Here is a 14,905-nt window from a genome sequence, read left to right as displayed (position 1 = left end):
CTTCCGAAGCGGGTGACGACAATGGATCTCGGGCTGAAAGAAAAAGTGGTCTTGATTACGGGTGGCAGCAAGGGCATTGGCTTTGCGTGTGCCCGCGCGTTCGCGATCGAAGGTGCGAAGGTCGCGATCGTTTCGCGCGATCCCGCCAACCTGGCGCGCGCCTACGAGCAGCTGAAACAGGAAGGCTTGCACGTGCATCGCACGCGCGCCGATCTGCACGAACCGCACAGCGCCGCGGACATCGTCGAGGAAGTGACTACCGCCGTCGGCCCGATCGATGTGCTGGTCAACAGCGCCGGCGCGGCGCGCCGCTACGACCCCGAAACGCTCGATGCCGACGCGTTTCGCGCCACGATGGAAGCCAAGTATTTCCCGTACATCTACCCGCAACAGGAAGTGCTGCGCCGGATGGCGGAGCGCGCGAAAAGAGGCGATGGCGGCGACCCGGGGACGATCGTGAATATCATCGGCATGGGCGGCAAGATCGCGAGCGACATCCATATTGCCGGCGGCGCCGCAAATGCCGCGCTGATGCTCGCCACGGTCGGCCTCGCCCACTACTACGCGCGTTACGGCATCCGGATCAACGCGATCAATCCGGGCGCGACGCTGACCGAGCGCGTCGAGGAAGCGGTGCAGTTGGAGGCGACGCAGCAAGGCATCGGGAGCGCGGAAGCGCTGGCGCGCGGACAGGCGAAGGTGCCGCTCGGGCGCTATGCAAAACCGGAGGAAATCGCGGACGTCGCGCTATTTCTGGCGAGCCGCCGCGCGAGTTATGTGACGGGCGCGATCGTGCCGATGGATGGTGCGAGCGCGCCGTTGATATGAGGTGAGGCGTCGAGCCTGGCCGTTGAGCCTGGGCGTTGGGCTTGGCCCGTTCATCCGCCCGCGGCGGTAGAGCCGTTGACCTGCACCGCTGCCACGCTGTGTTACGCCTACCGTGTTACGCCTACCGGGCGGACGACAACAGCGTCCCCCGCCGGCAGGCCATGAAACTTACAGGAAATGGTGGCCGAGCCACCATGCGACGGCGGCGAGCGCCGCCGAAGCCGGGATCGTCAGAATCCAGGCCCACACGATGTTGCCGGCCACGCCCCAGCGCACCGCGCTCAGTTTCTGCGTTGCGCCGACGCCGACGATCGCGCCGGTGATCGTATGCGTGGTGGACACCGGAATACCGAGCCACGAGGCGGTGAACAGCGTAATTGCCCCGCCCGATTCCGCGCAAAAACCGCCAACCGGCTTCAGCTTCGTGATCTTCTGCCCCATGGTGCGGACGATTCGCCAGCCGCCGAACAACGTTCCTACGCCCATCGACAGATAGCAGCCGCCGATCACCCACAACGGCGGCGCATCGGCGAGCGACGATGCATAGCCCGTCGCGATCAGCAGCATCCAGATAATGCCGATGGTTTTTTGCGCGTCATTGCCGCCGTGCCCAAGACTGTACAAACCGGCGGACACCAGTTGCAGGCGGCGGAAGCGCCGGTCGACCTTGCTGGGCGGCGTGCGGAAATAGATCCACGACACGGCCAGCATGAAGAACGAGCCGAGCACGAAGCCGAGCAGCGGCGAGACCAGAATAAACGTCACGGTCTTCATGAGCCCGTCGAAATTCAGCGAGCCCCAGCCGGACTTGGCGAGCGCCGAGCCCACGAGCCCGCCGATCAGCGCGTGCGACGAACTCGACGGAATGCCGTAGTGCCACGTGATGACGTTCCACCCGATCGCGCCGACGAGCGCGCCGAAAATCACGTAGTGATCGACGATGGCCGGGTCGATCGTGCCCTTGCCGACCGTCGCGGCGACTTTCAGATGGAACACGAAATACGCGATGACGTTGAACGCCGCGGCGAACGCGACCGCCTGCTGCGGCTTCAGCACGCCGGTCGACACGACGGTGGCGATCGAATTCGCCGCGTCGTGAAAGCCGTTCATGAAGTCGAAAATCAGCGCGACGGCGACCAGGGCGGCGACCACCCAGATAGCGAGTTGTATCGATTGCATTATGCGTTTTCCAGCACGATGCCTTCAATGATGTTCGCTACGTCTTCACACTTGTCGGTGATCGTTTCGAGCAATTCGTAAATCGCCTTCAGCTTGATAAGCGTCTTGACGTTGTCCTCTTCGCGAAAGAGTTTCGACATGGCCGCGCGCAGCACGCGGTCCGCTTCGGATTCGAGCCGGTCGATTTCCTCGCACGCCTTCAGAATCTGGCTTGCCTGCTTCATGTCCGACAACAGTCTCACCGCGAACTGCACGCGCTCGGACGTCGCCGTGCAGATGTGCGCGAGCTGGCTCGCCTCGGACGTGACCGACTGCACGTCGTAAAGGGAAATGGCGGTGGCGACGTCCTCCATCAGATCGAGGATGTCGTCCATCGTGGTGATGAGCTTGTGGATTTCGTCGCGGTCGAGCGGCGTGATGAACGTCTTGTGCAGCAGGTCGATGGTTTCGTGCGTGAGCTTGTCGGCAGCCTTTTCGGCCTTTTGCACGTTTTGCTTGTGGGTTTCCGCGTCCTGCAGATTGTCGATCAGCAGTTCGAGTTCGCGGCTCGCCGAGACGATGCACTCTGCATGCGCGTTGAAAATATCAAAAAACTTGCCCTCGGTGGGCATGAATCGACCGAACATTGGGATCCCGAAAATTGGTCACATAATGGCTGACATAAAACCGCCATATTGTACCGTTGCAGGATCGATGTCGCACTTTGCAAAGCGCGGTTACAACAGCGCCATTGCTTCGGCGCTGCTTTTGGTCGCGGTTTTCGTGCTACGTCATCGATTCGCGGCTGCTCGCCGCTTTATTTGCCGTGCTACTCACCACGCTACTCGCCGTAAAAATTCTGCGCGCCGGCAAAGTTGTCGAACTTCGTGAATTGGCCGTGGAACGTGAGCCGAACCGGCCCGATCGGACCATTCCGCTGCTTGCCGATAATGATTTCCGCCGTGCCTTTGTCCGGACTGTCCGGGTTATACACTTCGTCGCGGTAAATGAAGAGGATCACGTCGGCGTCCTGTTCGATAGCGCCCGATTCGCGCAAGTCGGACATGATCGGCCGCTTGTTCGGACGCTGTTCGAGGCCGCGATTGAGCTGGGACAAAGCAATCACCGGTACGTCGAGTTCCTTCGCGAGACTCTTGAGCGAGCGCGAAATCTCCGAGATTTCGGTCGCGCGGTTTTCGCCGGACGACGACCCGCTCATCAGCTGCAAATAGTCGATGATGATGAGCCCGAGCTTGCCGCACTGGCGCGAAAGCCGCCGCGCGCGCGAGCGCAGTTCCATCGGGTTCAGACCACCGGTTTCGTCGATGAAAATCTGCGCCTCGCTCATTTTCTGCACGGCGTGCGTGAGCTTCGGCCAGTCCTCGTCGGTCAGGCGGCCCGTTCGCATGCGGTGCTGGTCGAGCCGGCCGACCGAGCCGAGCATACGCATGGTGAGCTGGGAGCCTGGCATTTCCATCGAGAACACGGCGACCGGCAGGCCGTATTCGACCGCGACGTATTCGCCGATATTCATCGAAAACGCCGTCTTACCCATCGACGGACGCCCTGCGACGATGATCAGCTCGCCGCCGTGCATGCCCGACGTCATGCGGTCAAGGTCGACGAAGCCCGTCGGCGTGCCCGTCACATCGCTCGGATTGGCCGTGTGGTAAAGCGTATCGATGCGCTCCACCACTTCGGTGAGCAGCGGCCCGATTTCGAGAAAACCCTGGGTGCCGCGCGCGCCGTCTTCGGCGATCGAAAACACCTTCGACTCCGCTTCGTCCAGCAGTTGCCGGACTTCCTTGCCTTGCGGGTTGAAGGCGTCTGCCGAGATTTCATCGGCAACCGAAACGAGCCGACGCAGCACCGCGCGATCGCGCACGATCTCGGCGTAGCGCCGGATATTCGCCGCGCTCGGCGTGTTTTGCGCAAGCGCATTCAGATAGGCAAGCCCGCCGACCTCTTCCGCCTTGCCCGAGGTGCCGAGCGCTTCGTACACGGTAATGACGTCGGCCGGACGCGTGGCCGCGATCAGCTTGCCGATGTGCTCGAAGATGATGCGGTGGTCGTAGCGGTAGAAATCGCTTTGCGACAGAAAGTCGGCGATGCGGTCCCACGCGGCGTTATCCAGCAGCAAGCCGCCCAGCACCGATTGCTCGGCCTCGATCGAATGCGGCGGGACTTTCAGCGACTCGAGTTGGGGATCTTTGGACGGTGCGTTCATGGAGAGGGATTATCGTGGAAATGAGGCGACCGCGGCCAGCAGGAAATCAATTTGACGCGCACAAAAAAACAGGGGCCGGTTGCCCGGCCCCTGCCTTTAGCCAGCAACTTCCTGGCCGATACTATCGGATGCTCGACGCAGCCGGTTTAAACGTGCTCGCCCAGCACCGACACCGTCACGTCCACAACCACGTCGGTGTGCAGCGAAACCTGGATCGGGTGGTCGCCCACCAGCTTCAGCGGGCCTTCCGGCAGACGCACTTGCGCCTTTTCCACTGCGAAGCCTTGCTTGCCCAGCGCTTCAGCGATGTCAGCGTTCGTCACCGAGCCGAACAGACGGCCGTCGACGCCGGCCTTCTGGCCGATCTGAACCGTCGAGCCAGCCAGCTTTTCGCCTTGAGCTTGAGCAGCAGCCAGCTTTTCAGCGGCGATCTTTTCGAGTTCGGCGCGGCGGACTTCGAATTCAGCCAGCGCTTCTTTCGTTGCACGGCGAGCCTGCTTGTTCGGGATCAGGAAGTTACGTGCGTAACCGTCCTTGACCTTCACGATGTCGCCCAGGTTGCCCAGATTGACGACTTTTTCCAGAAGAATGATTTGCATTCGGATGCTCCTTATCGCGTCGTCGGGTTAGGCCTTGTGCTGGTCGGTGTACGGCACGAGCGCGAGGAAACGCGCGCGCTTGATTGCCGTATCCAGCTGGCGTTGATAGTGCGACTTCGTACCCGTGAGACGCGCCGGCGTGATCTTGCCGTTTTCGCCGATGAAGTCCTTCAGCGTTTCGATGTCCTTGTAGTCGATGTACTCGACGCCAGCGGCCGTGAAACGGCAGAACTTCTTGCGCTTGAAGAGCGGATTTTGTTGCTGACGACGCTTGTCGAATTTCTTACCAGTCGGGCGGGGCATGTTCAGTCCTTTCCAATGTCCTGCAATGCTGTGATGTGAAATACCAGAGTTCTCGCGTTGCGGTGCTTTTTAGCCAGGAAGCCTGTGAAGAGCGTTTCGACGCCCATCGGACAGCTTTCCAGCTTACCGCTCGCCTCGCCTGCGGCTACTGCCTGCATGGTCAGTTCGACTTGCCGGGCAATCCCGGCTTCGACGACTTCCGTGCGGTGCTGCAACGTGCAGCCTGCAATCGGAACGCCGGCGGGTGTGTACCGCACCGGTTCGCGTTCGACGACGCTGGCCGTAAGTTGCAGCCGGTTCATGTAGCCTTTGGCAAGAGCGGCGCGCTGTGCTCTGGTAGCTTAAATTGGGTGTCTTAAGCCTGCGCTTCGGACGGTTGCGTAGCAGCCGACTTCTTGGCTTCTTCGCGCTGCACTTCCTTCATCATCGGCGACGGGCCGGTTTCGGCCTTCTTCATCTTGACGATGAGGTGACGCAGAACTGCGTCGTTGAACTTGAACGCGTGTTCCAGCTCGTCGAGCGTGGTCTGGTCGCATTCGATGTTCATGCAGACGTAGTGAGCCTTCGCGAGTTTCTCGATCATGTAGGCCAGTTGGCGACGGCCCCAGTCTTCGATACGGTGGATCTGGCCACCGTGCGAGGTGATCGTGCTCTTGTAACGCTCGATCATGGCGGGCACCTGCTCGCTCTGATCGGGATGCACGATAAAGACGATTTCATAATGACGCATACACACTCCTTGTGCTGACTTATGGATAGAAGCCACCCGGGCGTCGAACCGGTGTGGCAAGTGAGAAGCCGAAGATTGTAGCCCGATTGGGGCCGGGTTGCAAGGCATCGAACCGCGCCAGCACGCGGTTCGGGCGTGTTTTCAGGCATTTAGCGAACGCGCCCCGGTGCGGGCGCCGGCTTGCCGCGCCGGCTCAACCGCTCTCGGTGCGCGCGCTGCCGGCCGCCAAGCGCGCCTTCAACGCCGTTTCGAGACCGCTCAGCGCGTCGGGCGCGGCGTCCGTGATCGCCCACCAGGTCATGCCCTCGGCGTCCCAATGAGCGAGCGAATAGCCTTCGCGGGCAAGCGTGGCCGGCGCGCCGCCGTCCGTGCCGCCCGTCTGCGGGAACACGTAGACGTCGATCACGTGCTTGCGGTAACGGTAGACCAGCACGGCGACCCGTCGATGCGCGAGGTAATCGAGCCGCCCGCCTTCCAGCGCGAACCCGCTCGCCGCGAGATCCTCGACCGGCGGCGAATAATCCAGCCGGCCGTTGAACCAGGGCTTGACGGTATGCCGGTCCGTCGAAATCACGTCGATGTCGCGACCCGACACCTGAGCGCGCACGTGGCTCGCCACGAGTTCGTCGGCGAATGGCGCGAAGTCCGCGGGACGGCGCAGGTTGAGCGTCACTGTGACGGCCAGCGCGCCGAAGGCGACGACGAGCGGCAGGAGCCAGCCGGACGCGAACGGCGCTGCCACGCCACGAGGCGTCGCCGGGCGGCTCGCCGCGCCCCATGCGCCATGTCCACCCTCGGCGGAACGCCCGCCGAACCATCTGTCGATCCGATCGCGCAAACCATCGCCTAGCCTGCGCGGCCGCTCGCCGCCCAACGGCTGCGGCGCCGGCGCGCGCCCCGCCTGCTCCGCCTCAGCGCCCACACCCCGCGCTCCAGCGTCTTCCGCGCCGCTTTGCGTCTCCGGCAAGCCCGCCAGAATGCGCGAGCGCAACGACTGCGGCGCGCGATGATAAGGCGCCGTGCGCAGCGCGTGGCTCATCGTCCGGAGGTTCTCGCTTTCGCGCCGGCAAGCCTCGCAGCTCTCGATATGCTGCTGGACGCGCCGTGCATCTGGCGCGGGCAATTCGCGATCGGCGTTCGCATCGAGGAGCGGCCGCGCTTCGTTACAGTCCATCTGGCGTCTCCTGAGCGTTGCCGGCGGACGCGCCGCCGCGTTTGTTGAGCGATCTGCCGTTGGCGACGGCCCGAAGCGGCGTCACCGACGCGCTCGGCGCGCCCGCCGCATCGCGCGGCTCGCCGAGGAGCGCCGCGAGCTTGCGCCGCCCGCGCGCGAGCCGCGACATCACCGTGCCGATCGGCACATCGGCGACCTGAGCGATCTCGCGATAACCCATCTCTTCCAGTTCACGCAGAATCAGCACCTCGCGATACTCGACCGGCAGCAGCGCGAGCGCCTCGTGCACGCGCCTCGCGTCCTCGTCGCGGATCAGGAGCGCCTGCGGATCGGCGCCGCCCGCGCTCCACCCCTCGAACGTGGCGTCGTCCATCGTGTCGTCGAACTCCACTGTTTCATGCGACGACGCGCGCCGCCGCCACTCGGTGTACCAGGTACGGCGCACGATCGCGAGCAGCCACGGCCGCGCCGAATCGCCGCGAAACGTGTCGAAAAAGCGGAACGCGCGCATGAAGGCTTCCTGCACGACGTCGTCGGCATCGTTCGGATTGCCGCACAGCCAGCGCGCGAGGTTGTACGCGGCGTCGAGATGCGGTAGCGCGAGCTGCTGGAAACGGCGGCTGCGCGCGGCATCGGTCTCGCCATTCGCGCGGGCAGCGTCTGAATCGGCGTCTGAATCGGCGTCTGAATCGATCTGGACCACCTCGGCCCTCCAGGGCATGTGCGGCTATGCGGTGCGGTTCGTCGTCAAGCTTCACATCGCATAACCGGCCATGCGCCGAGTTTATTCCCGCTGCGGCGCGCCGCTGACAAAAAACCGCGGCAGAACCTGAAACAGCGCTAATACGCGGGCCGGTTCCAGTAGTCGTCGCTCGCGTAAATCTCCTTCAGATAATCGATGAAATAGCGCACCTTGGCCGGCACGTAGCGCTGTTGCGGGTAGACCGCGAGGATGTCGTAGTCGGGCAGCGCGAATTCGTCGAGCACCGTTTCGAGTTCGCCGCGCGCGAGCTGCTGCTGGATTTCCCACGTGGAACGCCAGCCGAGGCCGAGCCCTTCGGACACCCAGCGGTGCAGCAGTTCGCCGTCGTTGCAGTCGAGCGTGCCTCCCACGCGCACCGTGACGAGCTTGCCGTTGCGGCGGAAATACCAGCCGCGGTTCTGCCCGCCTTGCAGATTGAACGCGAGGCAGTTGTGGCGCGGCAGATCTTCGAGCGTTTTCGGCTTGCCGTGCTGCCGGAAATACTCGGGCGTGCCGCAGACCACGCGCCGGTTCGACGCCAGTTTCACCGCGACGAAGTTCGGATCGACCGCGCCGCCGATGCGGATCGACAGGTCGTAACCCTCGCGCACCAGGTCCACCACACGGTCGGTCAGGTTGAACGACACCTGCAATTCGGGCTTGTCGGCGACAAACGCGGGCGCGAGCGGCGCGACATGCTTGCGGCCGAACGCGGCCGGCGCCGACACGATCAGGTGGCCGTTCACCGCCCGCCGCCCCGCGCTCAGTTCGTTTTCCGCCTGATCCCACTCGGTCAGAAGACCGCGGCAGCGCTCGAGAAACGCGGCGCCGTCTTCGCTGACGACGAGCCGCCGCGTCGAGCGGTACATCAGCTTCACGCCGAGGCGCTTTTCGAGCGCGTCGATGCGCCGCCCGAGAATCACCGGCGAGACGCCCTCTTCCAGCGCGGCGGCCGCGAGGCTGCCTGCGTCCGCGACACGCACAAACGTTTCGATCTGCTTGAAGCGGTCCATGTCTGTCTCCTCACGCCTTTTTTGCCCGCGTCGCCCCGCCCTCCGGCATTCCATACTTTTTGTTTCGAAATAAGCGACGCGGACTGATCTTATCAAACCTTTAGGTCGAGCCTAAAGTGCGTTCAACAGCCTTAATCGCCAATTCCCAGGACATTCAGGAGACATTCATGGCCAAGATGAGAGCCGTCGACGCCGCCGTGCTGGTGCTCGAAAAAGAAGGTATCGACACCGCGTTCGGCGTGCCGGGCGCCGCCATCAACCCGTTCTACTCGGCGATGCGCAAGGCCGGCAACATCAGCCACGTGCTCGCGCGTCACGTCGAGGGCGCGTCGCACATGGCCGAAGGCTATACGCGGGCGCAGCCCGGCAACATCGGCGTGTGTATCGGCACGTCCGGTCCCGCCGGCACCGACATGATCACCGGTCTCTACTCCGCCCAGGCCGACTCGATTCCTATTCTGGCCATCACGGGCCAGGCGCCGCGCGCGCGTCTCTACAAGGAAGACTTCCAGGCCGTCGACATCGAGTCGATCGCCAAGCCCGTCACCAAGTGGGCGGTGACGGTGCGCGAGCCGGCGCTCGTGCCGCGCGTGTTCCAGCAGGCATTCCATCTGATGCGCTCGGGCCGCCCCGGTCCGGTGCTGGTCGATCTGCCGATCGACGTGCAGCTCGCCGAAATCGAATTCGATATCGACACCTACGAACCGCTGCCGGTCTACAAGCCGAAGGCGACGCGCAAGCAGATCGAGGCCGCGCTCACGCTGCTCAACGATTCCGAGAAGCCGCTGATCGTCTCCGGCGGCGGCGTGCTGAACGCAGCCGCCGAGGACCTGCTCGTGAAGTTCGCGGAAACCGTCGGCGTGCCGGTGATCCCGACGCTGATGTCGTGGGGCGCGATTCCCGACGACCATCCGCTGATGGCCGGCATGGTCGGTCTGCAGACCTCGCACCGCTACGGCAACGCGACGATGCTCGCGTCCGACTTCGTGCTCGGCATCGGCAACCGCTGGGCGAACCGTCACACGGGCAGCATCGATGTCTACACGAAGGGCCGCAAGTTCGTGCACGTCGATATCGAGCCGACGCAAATCGGCCGCGTGTTCGGTCCGGACCTCGGCATCGTGTCGGATGCGAAGGCGGCGCTCGAACTGTTCGTCGAAGTGGCCAGCGAATGGAAGGCCGCGGGCAAGCTGAAGGACCGCAGCGCGTGGGTCGCCGATTGCCAGCAGCGCAAGCAGACCATGCATCGCAAGACGCACTTCGACAACGTGCCGATGAAGCCGCAGCGCGTCTACGAAGAGATGAACCAGGTGTTCGGCCGCGACACCTGCTACGTGAGCACGATCGGTCTCTCGCAGATCGCCGGCGCACAATTCCTGCACGTCTACAAGGCGCGCAACTGGATCAACTGCGGCCAGGCGGGCCCGCTCGGTTGGACGATTCCGGCCGCCCTCGGCGTGCGCGCAGCCGATCCGCAACGGCCGATCGTCGCGCTCTCCGGCGACTACGACTTCCAGTTCATGATCGAAGAACTCGCCGCCGGCGCGCAGTTCAAGCTGCCGTACGTGCATGTGGTCGTGAACAACTCGTACCTCGGCCTGATCCGCCAGGCGCAGCGCGCGTTCGACATGGACTTCTGCGTGCAGCTCGGCTTCGAGAACATCAACTCGCCGGAAATGAACGGCTACGGCGTGGATCACGTCGCGGTGGCCGAAGGTCTCGGCTGCAAGGCGATTCGCGTGTTCAAGCCGGAGGAGCTCAAGCCGGCGCTGCAAAAAGCGCAGTCGATGCTCTCCGAGTTCAACGTGCCGGTCATCGTCGAAGTGATTCTCGAGCGCGTGACCAATATTTCGATGGGCGCCGAGATCGACGCGATCAACGAGTTCGAGGAACTGGCCACGACGCGCGAGGACGCGCCCACCGCAATCAGCATCGCCGACTGACATCGCAAGACATCACCGGTTCGATCATGCAGGCGCGATGCGCGGCCGCGTTGCGCCTGCATGACGATCCACTCCACTGACCGACCAGCGAGACCTACGCACCATGCCGAAATTCGCAGCGAATCTCACGATGCTTTTCAACGAAGTCCCGTTCCTCGACCGCTTTGCGGCGGCGGCGGACGCGGGCTTTCACGCCGTCGAATTCCTGTTTCCGTATCCGTATGCGATCGCCGAGCTGAGCGAGCGTCTTCAGCAGAACCGGCTCAAGCTCGTGCTCCACAACCTGCCTGCGGGCAACTGGGAAGCCGGCGAGCGCGGCATTGCGTGCCTGCCCGATCGCGTGAGCGAATTCCAGGAAGGCGTGGGCCGCGCGATCGAATATGCGAGCGCGCTGAAGGTGCCGCAACTGAACTGCCTCGTCGGCATTCCCGGCGCGGGCATCGATGCCGACAAGGCGCGCTCGACCATCGTCGATAACCTGCGTTTCGCGGCCGGCGAACTGAAGAAAGCGGGCATCCGGCTGCTCGTCGAACCGTGCAACTCGTACGACATTCCGGGCTTCGCGCTGAACCGCTCGAGCGAAGGTCTTGACGTGATTCGCGCGGTCGGCTCGGACAACCTGTTCCTGCAATACGACATCTATCACATGCAACGGATGGAAGGCGAACTCGCGGCCACGATCAAAAAGAATCTGCCGCACATCGCGCACATCCAGCTCGCCGACAACCCGGGGCGCAACGAACCCGGCACCGGCGAAATCAACTACCCGTTCCTGTTCGATCTGCTCGACTCGATCGGCTACGACGGCTGGATCGGCTGCGAATACAAGCCGCGCACCACCACCACGGCCGGCCTCGTCTGGGTGCAGAGCGTGGCCGGGCAAACGCGCGGCGCCGCGCACGCGGCAGCGTGAGCCAGGCGCGATTCATCTTCACCGCATTGCTCGAACCGGGCGCAGCGCGCCTTTGAAGCACGTCCCCTCGCGGGCGCGCAAACAACACTGGAAACACTGGAGATTCAGACACATGGCAAAGATCGGTTTCATCGGGCTCGGCATCATGGGCGCGCATATGGCGCGCAACCTTCTCAAGGGCGGTCACACGCTGTTCGTGAACGGCGCGTATCCGGTGCCGGAAGACCTGGGCAAGAGCACGAACGTGGTGGCCGATTCCACCGCCGTCGCGCAAGCCGCCGACATCGTCATCATCATGGTGCCCGACACGCCTGACGTTGCTAACGTGCTGTTCGCCGACGACGGCGTCGCCGCCGGTCTGACAGCGGGCAAGCTCGTGATCGACATGAGCTCGATCTCGCCGCTCGACACGCAGGCGTTCGCGAAGAAGATCAATGCGCTCGGCGTCGACTATCTGGATGCGCCGGTGTCCGGCGGCGAGGTCGGCGCACGCGAGGCCACGCTCACGATCATGGTTGGCGGCCCTGAAAAAGCGTTCGCGCAGGCCAAGCCGCTCTTTGAACTGATGGGCAAGAACATCTCGCTGATCGGCGATAACGGCGCGGGTCAAACGTGCAAGGTCGCGAACCAGATCATCGTCGCGTTGAACATCGAGGCCGTGGCCGAAGCGCTGCTGTTCGCGTCGCGCTCGGGCGCCGACCCGGAACGTGTACGCAAGGCATTGATGGGCGGCTTCGCTTCGTCGCGCATTCTCGAAGTACATGGCGAGCGCATGACGAAGCGCACGTTCAATCCGGGCTTCAGGATTGAACTGCATCAAAAGGATCTGAACCTCGCACTCGACGGCGCACGCAAGCTAGGCATCGCGCTGCCGCATACCGCAAGCGCGCAGCAACTGTTCAGCGTGTGCGCAGCGAACGGCGGCAAGGCGTGGGATCACTCGGCGATGGTTCGCGCGCTCGAGATCATGGCCAACTATGAAGTCGCGCAGGCGCCGGATAGCGAGGCGAAAGCGGCCTGATGTCGCAAGGTTGCTTCGCGGCTTGCGGAGCGCAGTAACACGATTGCCGCCGACGCCGCTTCCTTCGGCACGTCACGGCAATCCAATGTGGGGCGCCTGTTCCGTCGCGCGGCATCGCGGCGGAGCGGGCAAATCGAGCCGCTCTGGGCTGAGAGCGGCAAAGTGGGGTCCGCAGCGGCACCCGGCGGCGCCGGGGAAGCCTTGGTCGGTCAGACGTCGTCGTCGGGTGTCCGGCTGTCGGATTCATCGTTATGCGCTTTCCGCCAATCTCTCGCAGCAGGTGCGCCATGCGCGCCGCCTGCCAGCGCCTGTCTTTGCAGATTCCCTCGCACGTTGGCTCGCAAGTCCGCTTGCATTTGCTTGCAACTCCGCGTCCGCGGCACGACCTTTTTTGACACTTCGGTCCGCGCTTTTCTCCTACACTCCCTGAGTCTGGTTGCGGCGTATCGGCGATCACGTACGGCTTGCCGATCATTGCGGCGCATGTGCCCTGCTTCGTTCGCCCGAGTCGAAACGACTTGCAACGACTCGCAACCAGTGTTCAACCCGTGAGCGGTATGTGCTTGCGCCGGTAACCCATCTGCAAAGGATTCAGAATGAGCATCTTTGGTGACATCGTGAACAAGCTCTTCGGCAAAGCGAAGCCCGACCAGCCCGCACCGGCAGTCGAGCCGACACCGGACCCGGCAGCGGCGCAAGCTGCCGCACCGCAGGCTGCACCGGCGCCCGCGCCGCTGGCCGATGTGGACGTCGCTGCCGTGATGGACCAGTTCGTCAGCGAGAGCGGTCAAACGTTGAACTGGCGCACGTCGATCGTCGACACGCTGAAGGCGCTCGGCGTGGACAGCAGCCTCGAGCATCGCAAGGAACTCGCACGCGAACTGAAGTACAGCGGCGACACGAACGATTCGGCGAGCATGAATGTCTGGCTGCACAAGCAGGTAATGCAAGCGCTGGCGGCGAACGGCGGCAAGTTGCCCGCGGATCTGGCGGACTGACGTCCATCGCGACAAACGTCAAGCTCAAACGATAACGCGGCGCCAGGTCGATGACCTGAGCGCCGCGTTGTCATTTGACGTTCATCTGCGGGACACGTTTCCGACTTTGAATCGGGCCGCTCGCGCGAGGTCGATCAGTACGTATCGAACGCCTTTTGCAGTGCAACCGGCCCCGCGCCGCCCGCGGCCAACGCGAGCATCAACAGCACGCGCGCCTTGTACGGATTGAGCGAGCCGGCGCTGACGAAACCGAGTGCATCGTCGGCGGCTGCGCCGTTGCGCATCACATGTCCCGAACCCACGCGCGACGAACGCACGACGGCGACGCCCTGCGACGCTGCATCGGCGAGTGCCTGCGCAAGCGACGCGTGAATCGAACCGTTGCCCGTGCCCGCCACCACGATGCCGCGCACGCCGGCTGTCACGAATGCATCGACGGCGATACGCGATACGCCCGCATAGCTCGCGACGATCTCCACATGCGGCCAGTTCGCGCCGATCACGAACTCGGTCGCGCGTGTATGCGGACGCACGACGCTGCGCTGAAACTCGACGCGCCCGTCCTGCACCCAGCCCAGCGCGCCAATTTCCGGCGACTGGAACGCATCGACGGCATAGGTGCTCGTCTTGACCACGTCGCGCGCGCTGTGAATCCTGTTGTTGAACGCGACGAGTACGCCCTGCCCGCGTGCGGCCGGATTCGCTGCAACGGTGACCGCATTCAGCAGATTGAGCGGACCGTCCGCCGACAACGCCGACGCCGGACGCATCGCGGCGGTCAGCACGACCGGCTTATCCGACTTGACGGTCAGATGCAGCAGATAGGCGGTTTCCTCGAGCGTGTCCGTGCCGTGCGTGATGACGACGCCGTCAATGTCGTCGGCGGCAAGCAGCGTGTTGATGCGTTGCGCGAGCGTGGTCCATAGCGGCATCGCCATGTCCTTGCTGTCGATGCTCGCAATCTGCTCTGGCGCGATGCGCGCCACCGTCGACAACGCCGGCACCACGGAGAGCAATTGTTCGACGCCGACCACGCCGGCCTGATAGCCGGAAGTGTTGGTGGCGTCCGCGGCGGCGCCGGCAATCGTGCCGCCGGTCGCCAGCACGGCGATGCGCGGCAGCGGCGCCGCAGCGCTTGATGAAGAGGAGGAAGTCAGTGTGTTCATGGCGGCGATTGTAAGCGATGATGCGCCGCCCTCTCGCGCCGTTGAAGTCCTCACAAACCCTTTGATCGCTTAAGCGGATCGTTTAAGCAG

The 14,905-nt window shown here is 63.7% G+C and carries 16 protein-coding genes; 5 read left to right on the top strand and 11 right to left on the bottom strand.

Annotation, left to right across the window (positions count from 1 at the left end; genetic code table 11):
* Positions 1-21: 21 nt before the first annotated feature.
* Positions 22-828, top strand: a complete 807-nt coding sequence (locus BGRAMDRAFT_RS11120) for an SDR family oxidoreductase (protein WP_006048830.1) — start codon at positions 22-24, stop codon at positions 826-828.
* A gap of 168 nt (positions 829-996) precedes the next feature.
* Here BGRAMDRAFT_RS11120 and BGRAMDRAFT_RS11115 read toward each other — a convergent pair whose 3' ends face one another.
* The 10 genes from BGRAMDRAFT_RS11115 to BGRAMDRAFT_RS11070 form a co-directional block, all read right to left on the bottom strand.
* Positions 997-2,007: an inorganic phosphate transporter gene (locus BGRAMDRAFT_RS11115; protein WP_006048829.1), complete on the bottom strand. Its 1,011-nt coding sequence runs from the start codon at positions 2,005-2,007 to the stop codon at positions 997-999.
* Positions 2,007-2,633, bottom strand: coding sequence for a DUF47 domain-containing protein (locus BGRAMDRAFT_RS11110; protein ID WP_006048828.1), 627 nt, complete (start codon positions 2,631-2,633; stop codon positions 2,007-2,009). The genes BGRAMDRAFT_RS11115 and BGRAMDRAFT_RS11110 overlap by 1 nt, the downstream gene beginning before the upstream one ends.
* A 194-nt stretch (positions 2,634-2,827) precedes the next feature.
* Positions 2,828-4,213 carry a replicative DNA helicase gene (locus BGRAMDRAFT_RS11105; protein ID WP_006048827.1) on the bottom strand — a complete coding sequence of 462 codons (1,386 nt, stop codon included), beginning with the start codon at positions 4,211-4,213 and terminating at the stop codon, positions 2,828-2,830.
* Between the two features lie 146 nt (positions 4,214-4,359).
* Complete coding sequence (gene rplI / locus BGRAMDRAFT_RS11100) at positions 4,360-4,812, bottom strand: 50S ribosomal protein L9 (protein ID WP_006048826.1); 453 nt, start codon at positions 4,810-4,812, stop codon at positions 4,360-4,362.
* 27 nt (positions 4,813-4,839) lie between these two features.
* A complete protein-coding gene (gene rpsR, locus BGRAMDRAFT_RS11095; protein WP_006048825.1) occupies positions 4,840-5,115 on the bottom strand; it encodes a 30S ribosomal protein S18 in 276 nt (91 codons plus the stop codon).
* Positions 5,116-5,117: 2 nt separating this feature from the next.
* Positions 5,118-5,417: a primosomal replication protein N gene (gene priB / locus BGRAMDRAFT_RS11090; protein WP_006048824.1), complete on the bottom strand. Its 300-nt coding sequence runs from the start codon at positions 5,415-5,417 to the stop codon at positions 5,118-5,120.
* 53 nt (positions 5,418-5,470) lie between these two features.
* The gene (gene rpsF / locus BGRAMDRAFT_RS11085) at positions 5,471-5,845 is read right to left on the bottom strand and encodes a 30S ribosomal protein S6 (RefSeq protein ID WP_006048823.1); all 375 of its coding nucleotides are present in this window, start codon (positions 5,843-5,845) and stop codon (positions 5,471-5,473) included.
* A 193-nt stretch (positions 5,846-6,038) separates the two neighbouring features.
* On the bottom strand, positions 6,039-7,019 hold the full coding sequence (locus BGRAMDRAFT_RS11080) for an anti-sigma factor family protein (RefSeq protein WP_006048822.1): 981 nt from the start codon (positions 7,017-7,019) through the stop codon (positions 6,039-6,041).
* Positions 7,009-7,722: an RNA polymerase sigma factor gene (locus BGRAMDRAFT_RS11075; protein WP_006048821.1), complete on the bottom strand. Its 714-nt coding sequence runs from the start codon at positions 7,720-7,722 to the stop codon at positions 7,009-7,011. The genes BGRAMDRAFT_RS11080 and BGRAMDRAFT_RS11075 overlap by 11 nt, the downstream gene beginning before the upstream one ends.
* Before the next feature lie 137 nt (positions 7,723-7,859).
* Positions 7,860-8,774: a LysR family transcriptional regulator gene (locus BGRAMDRAFT_RS11070; RefSeq protein WP_006048820.1), complete on the bottom strand. Its 915-nt coding sequence runs from the start codon at positions 8,772-8,774 to the stop codon at positions 7,860-7,862.
* A gap of 167 nt (positions 8,775-8,941) precedes the next feature.
* On the opposite strand from BGRAMDRAFT_RS11070, the gene gcl reads away from it, so the two are divergent.
* The 4 genes from gcl (at position 8,942) to BGRAMDRAFT_RS11050 (ending at position 13,649) form a co-directional block, all read left to right on the top strand.
* Positions 8,942-10,717, top strand: a complete 1,776-nt coding sequence (gene gcl / locus BGRAMDRAFT_RS11065) for a glyoxylate carboligase (RefSeq protein ID WP_006048819.1) — start codon at positions 8,942-8,944, stop codon at positions 10,715-10,717.
* Between the two features lie 103 nt (positions 10,718-10,820).
* Positions 10,821-11,630: a hydroxypyruvate isomerase gene (gene hyi / locus BGRAMDRAFT_RS11060; protein ID WP_006048818.1), complete on the top strand. Its 810-nt coding sequence runs from the start codon at positions 10,821-10,823 to the stop codon at positions 11,628-11,630.
* A 112-nt stretch (positions 11,631-11,742) separates the two neighbouring features.
* Positions 11,743-12,651, top strand: coding sequence for a 2-hydroxy-3-oxopropionate reductase (locus BGRAMDRAFT_RS11055; protein ID WP_006048817.1), 909 nt, complete (start codon positions 11,743-11,745; stop codon positions 12,649-12,651).
* A gap of 596 nt (positions 12,652-13,247) precedes the next feature.
* Positions 13,248-13,649: a DUF3597 domain-containing protein gene (locus BGRAMDRAFT_RS11050; protein WP_006048815.1), complete on the top strand. Its 402-nt coding sequence runs from the start codon at positions 13,248-13,250 to the stop codon at positions 13,647-13,649.
* A gap of 134 nt (positions 13,650-13,783) precedes the next feature.
* Here BGRAMDRAFT_RS11050 and BGRAMDRAFT_RS11045 read toward each other — a convergent pair whose 3' ends face one another.
* On the bottom strand, positions 13,784-14,815 hold the full coding sequence (locus BGRAMDRAFT_RS11045) for an asparaginase (RefSeq protein WP_006048814.1): 1,032 nt from the start codon (positions 14,813-14,815) through the stop codon (positions 13,784-13,786).
* Positions 14,816-14,905: the final 90 nt, after the last annotated feature.

It is taken from the genome of Paraburkholderia graminis C4D1M (assembly GCF_000172415.1).
Lineage (GTDB): Bacteria > Pseudomonadota > Gammaproteobacteria > Burkholderiales > Burkholderiaceae > Paraburkholderia > Paraburkholderia graminis.
The sequence above is the reverse complement of the archived record's forward strand: the minus strand, read 5'-3'. Positions and strand labels throughout refer to the sequence as shown.

Coding starts and splice junctions, on each gene's coding strand:
- BGRAMDRAFT_RS11120 (WP_006048830.1), top strand. CDS start 22: ATGGATCTCGGGCTGAAAGAAAAAGTGGTCTTGATTACGGGTGGCAGC.
- BGRAMDRAFT_RS11115 (WP_006048829.1), bottom strand. CDS start 2,007: ATGCAATCGATACAACTCGCTATCTGGGTGGTCGCCGCCCTGGTCGCC.
- BGRAMDRAFT_RS11110 (WP_006048828.1), bottom strand. CDS start 2,633: ATGTTCGGTCGATTCATGCCCACCGAGGGCAAGTTTTTTGATATTTTC.
- BGRAMDRAFT_RS11105 (WP_006048827.1), bottom strand. CDS start 4,213: ATGAACGCACCGTCCAAAGATCCCCAACTCGAGTCGCTGAAAGTCCCG.
- rplI (WP_006048826.1), bottom strand. CDS start 4,812: ATGCAAATCATTCTTCTGGAAAAAGTCGTCAATCTGGGCAACCTGGGC.
- rpsR (WP_006048825.1), bottom strand. CDS start 5,115: ATGCCCCGCCCGACTGGTAAGAAATTCGACAAGCGTCGTCAGCAACAA.
- priB (WP_006048824.1), bottom strand. CDS start 5,417: ATGAACCGGCTGCAACTTACGGCCAGCGTCGTCGAACGCGAACCGGTG.
- rpsF (WP_006048823.1), bottom strand. CDS start 5,845: ATGCGTCATTATGAAATCGTCTTTATCGTGCATCCCGATCAGAGCGAG.
- BGRAMDRAFT_RS11080 (WP_006048822.1), bottom strand. CDS start 7,019: ATGGACTGTAACGAAGCGCGGCCGCTCCTCGATGCGAACGCCGATCGC.
- BGRAMDRAFT_RS11070 (WP_006048820.1), bottom strand. CDS start 8,774: ATGGACCGCTTCAAGCAGATCGAAACGTTTGTGCGTGTCGCGGACGCA.
- gcl (WP_006048819.1), top strand. CDS start 8,942: ATGGCCAAGATGAGAGCCGTCGACGCCGCCGTGCTGGTGCTCGAAAAA.
- hyi (WP_006048818.1), top strand. CDS start 10,821: ATGCCGAAATTCGCAGCGAATCTCACGATGCTTTTCAACGAAGTCCCG.
- BGRAMDRAFT_RS11055 (WP_006048817.1), top strand. CDS start 11,743: ATGGCAAAGATCGGTTTCATCGGGCTCGGCATCATGGGCGCGCATATG.
- BGRAMDRAFT_RS11050 (WP_006048815.1), top strand. CDS start 13,248: ATGAGCATCTTTGGTGACATCGTGAACAAGCTCTTCGGCAAAGCGAAG.
- BGRAMDRAFT_RS11045 (WP_006048814.1), bottom strand. CDS start 14,815: ATGAACACACTGACTTCCTCCTCTTCATCAAGCGCTGCGGCGCCGCTG.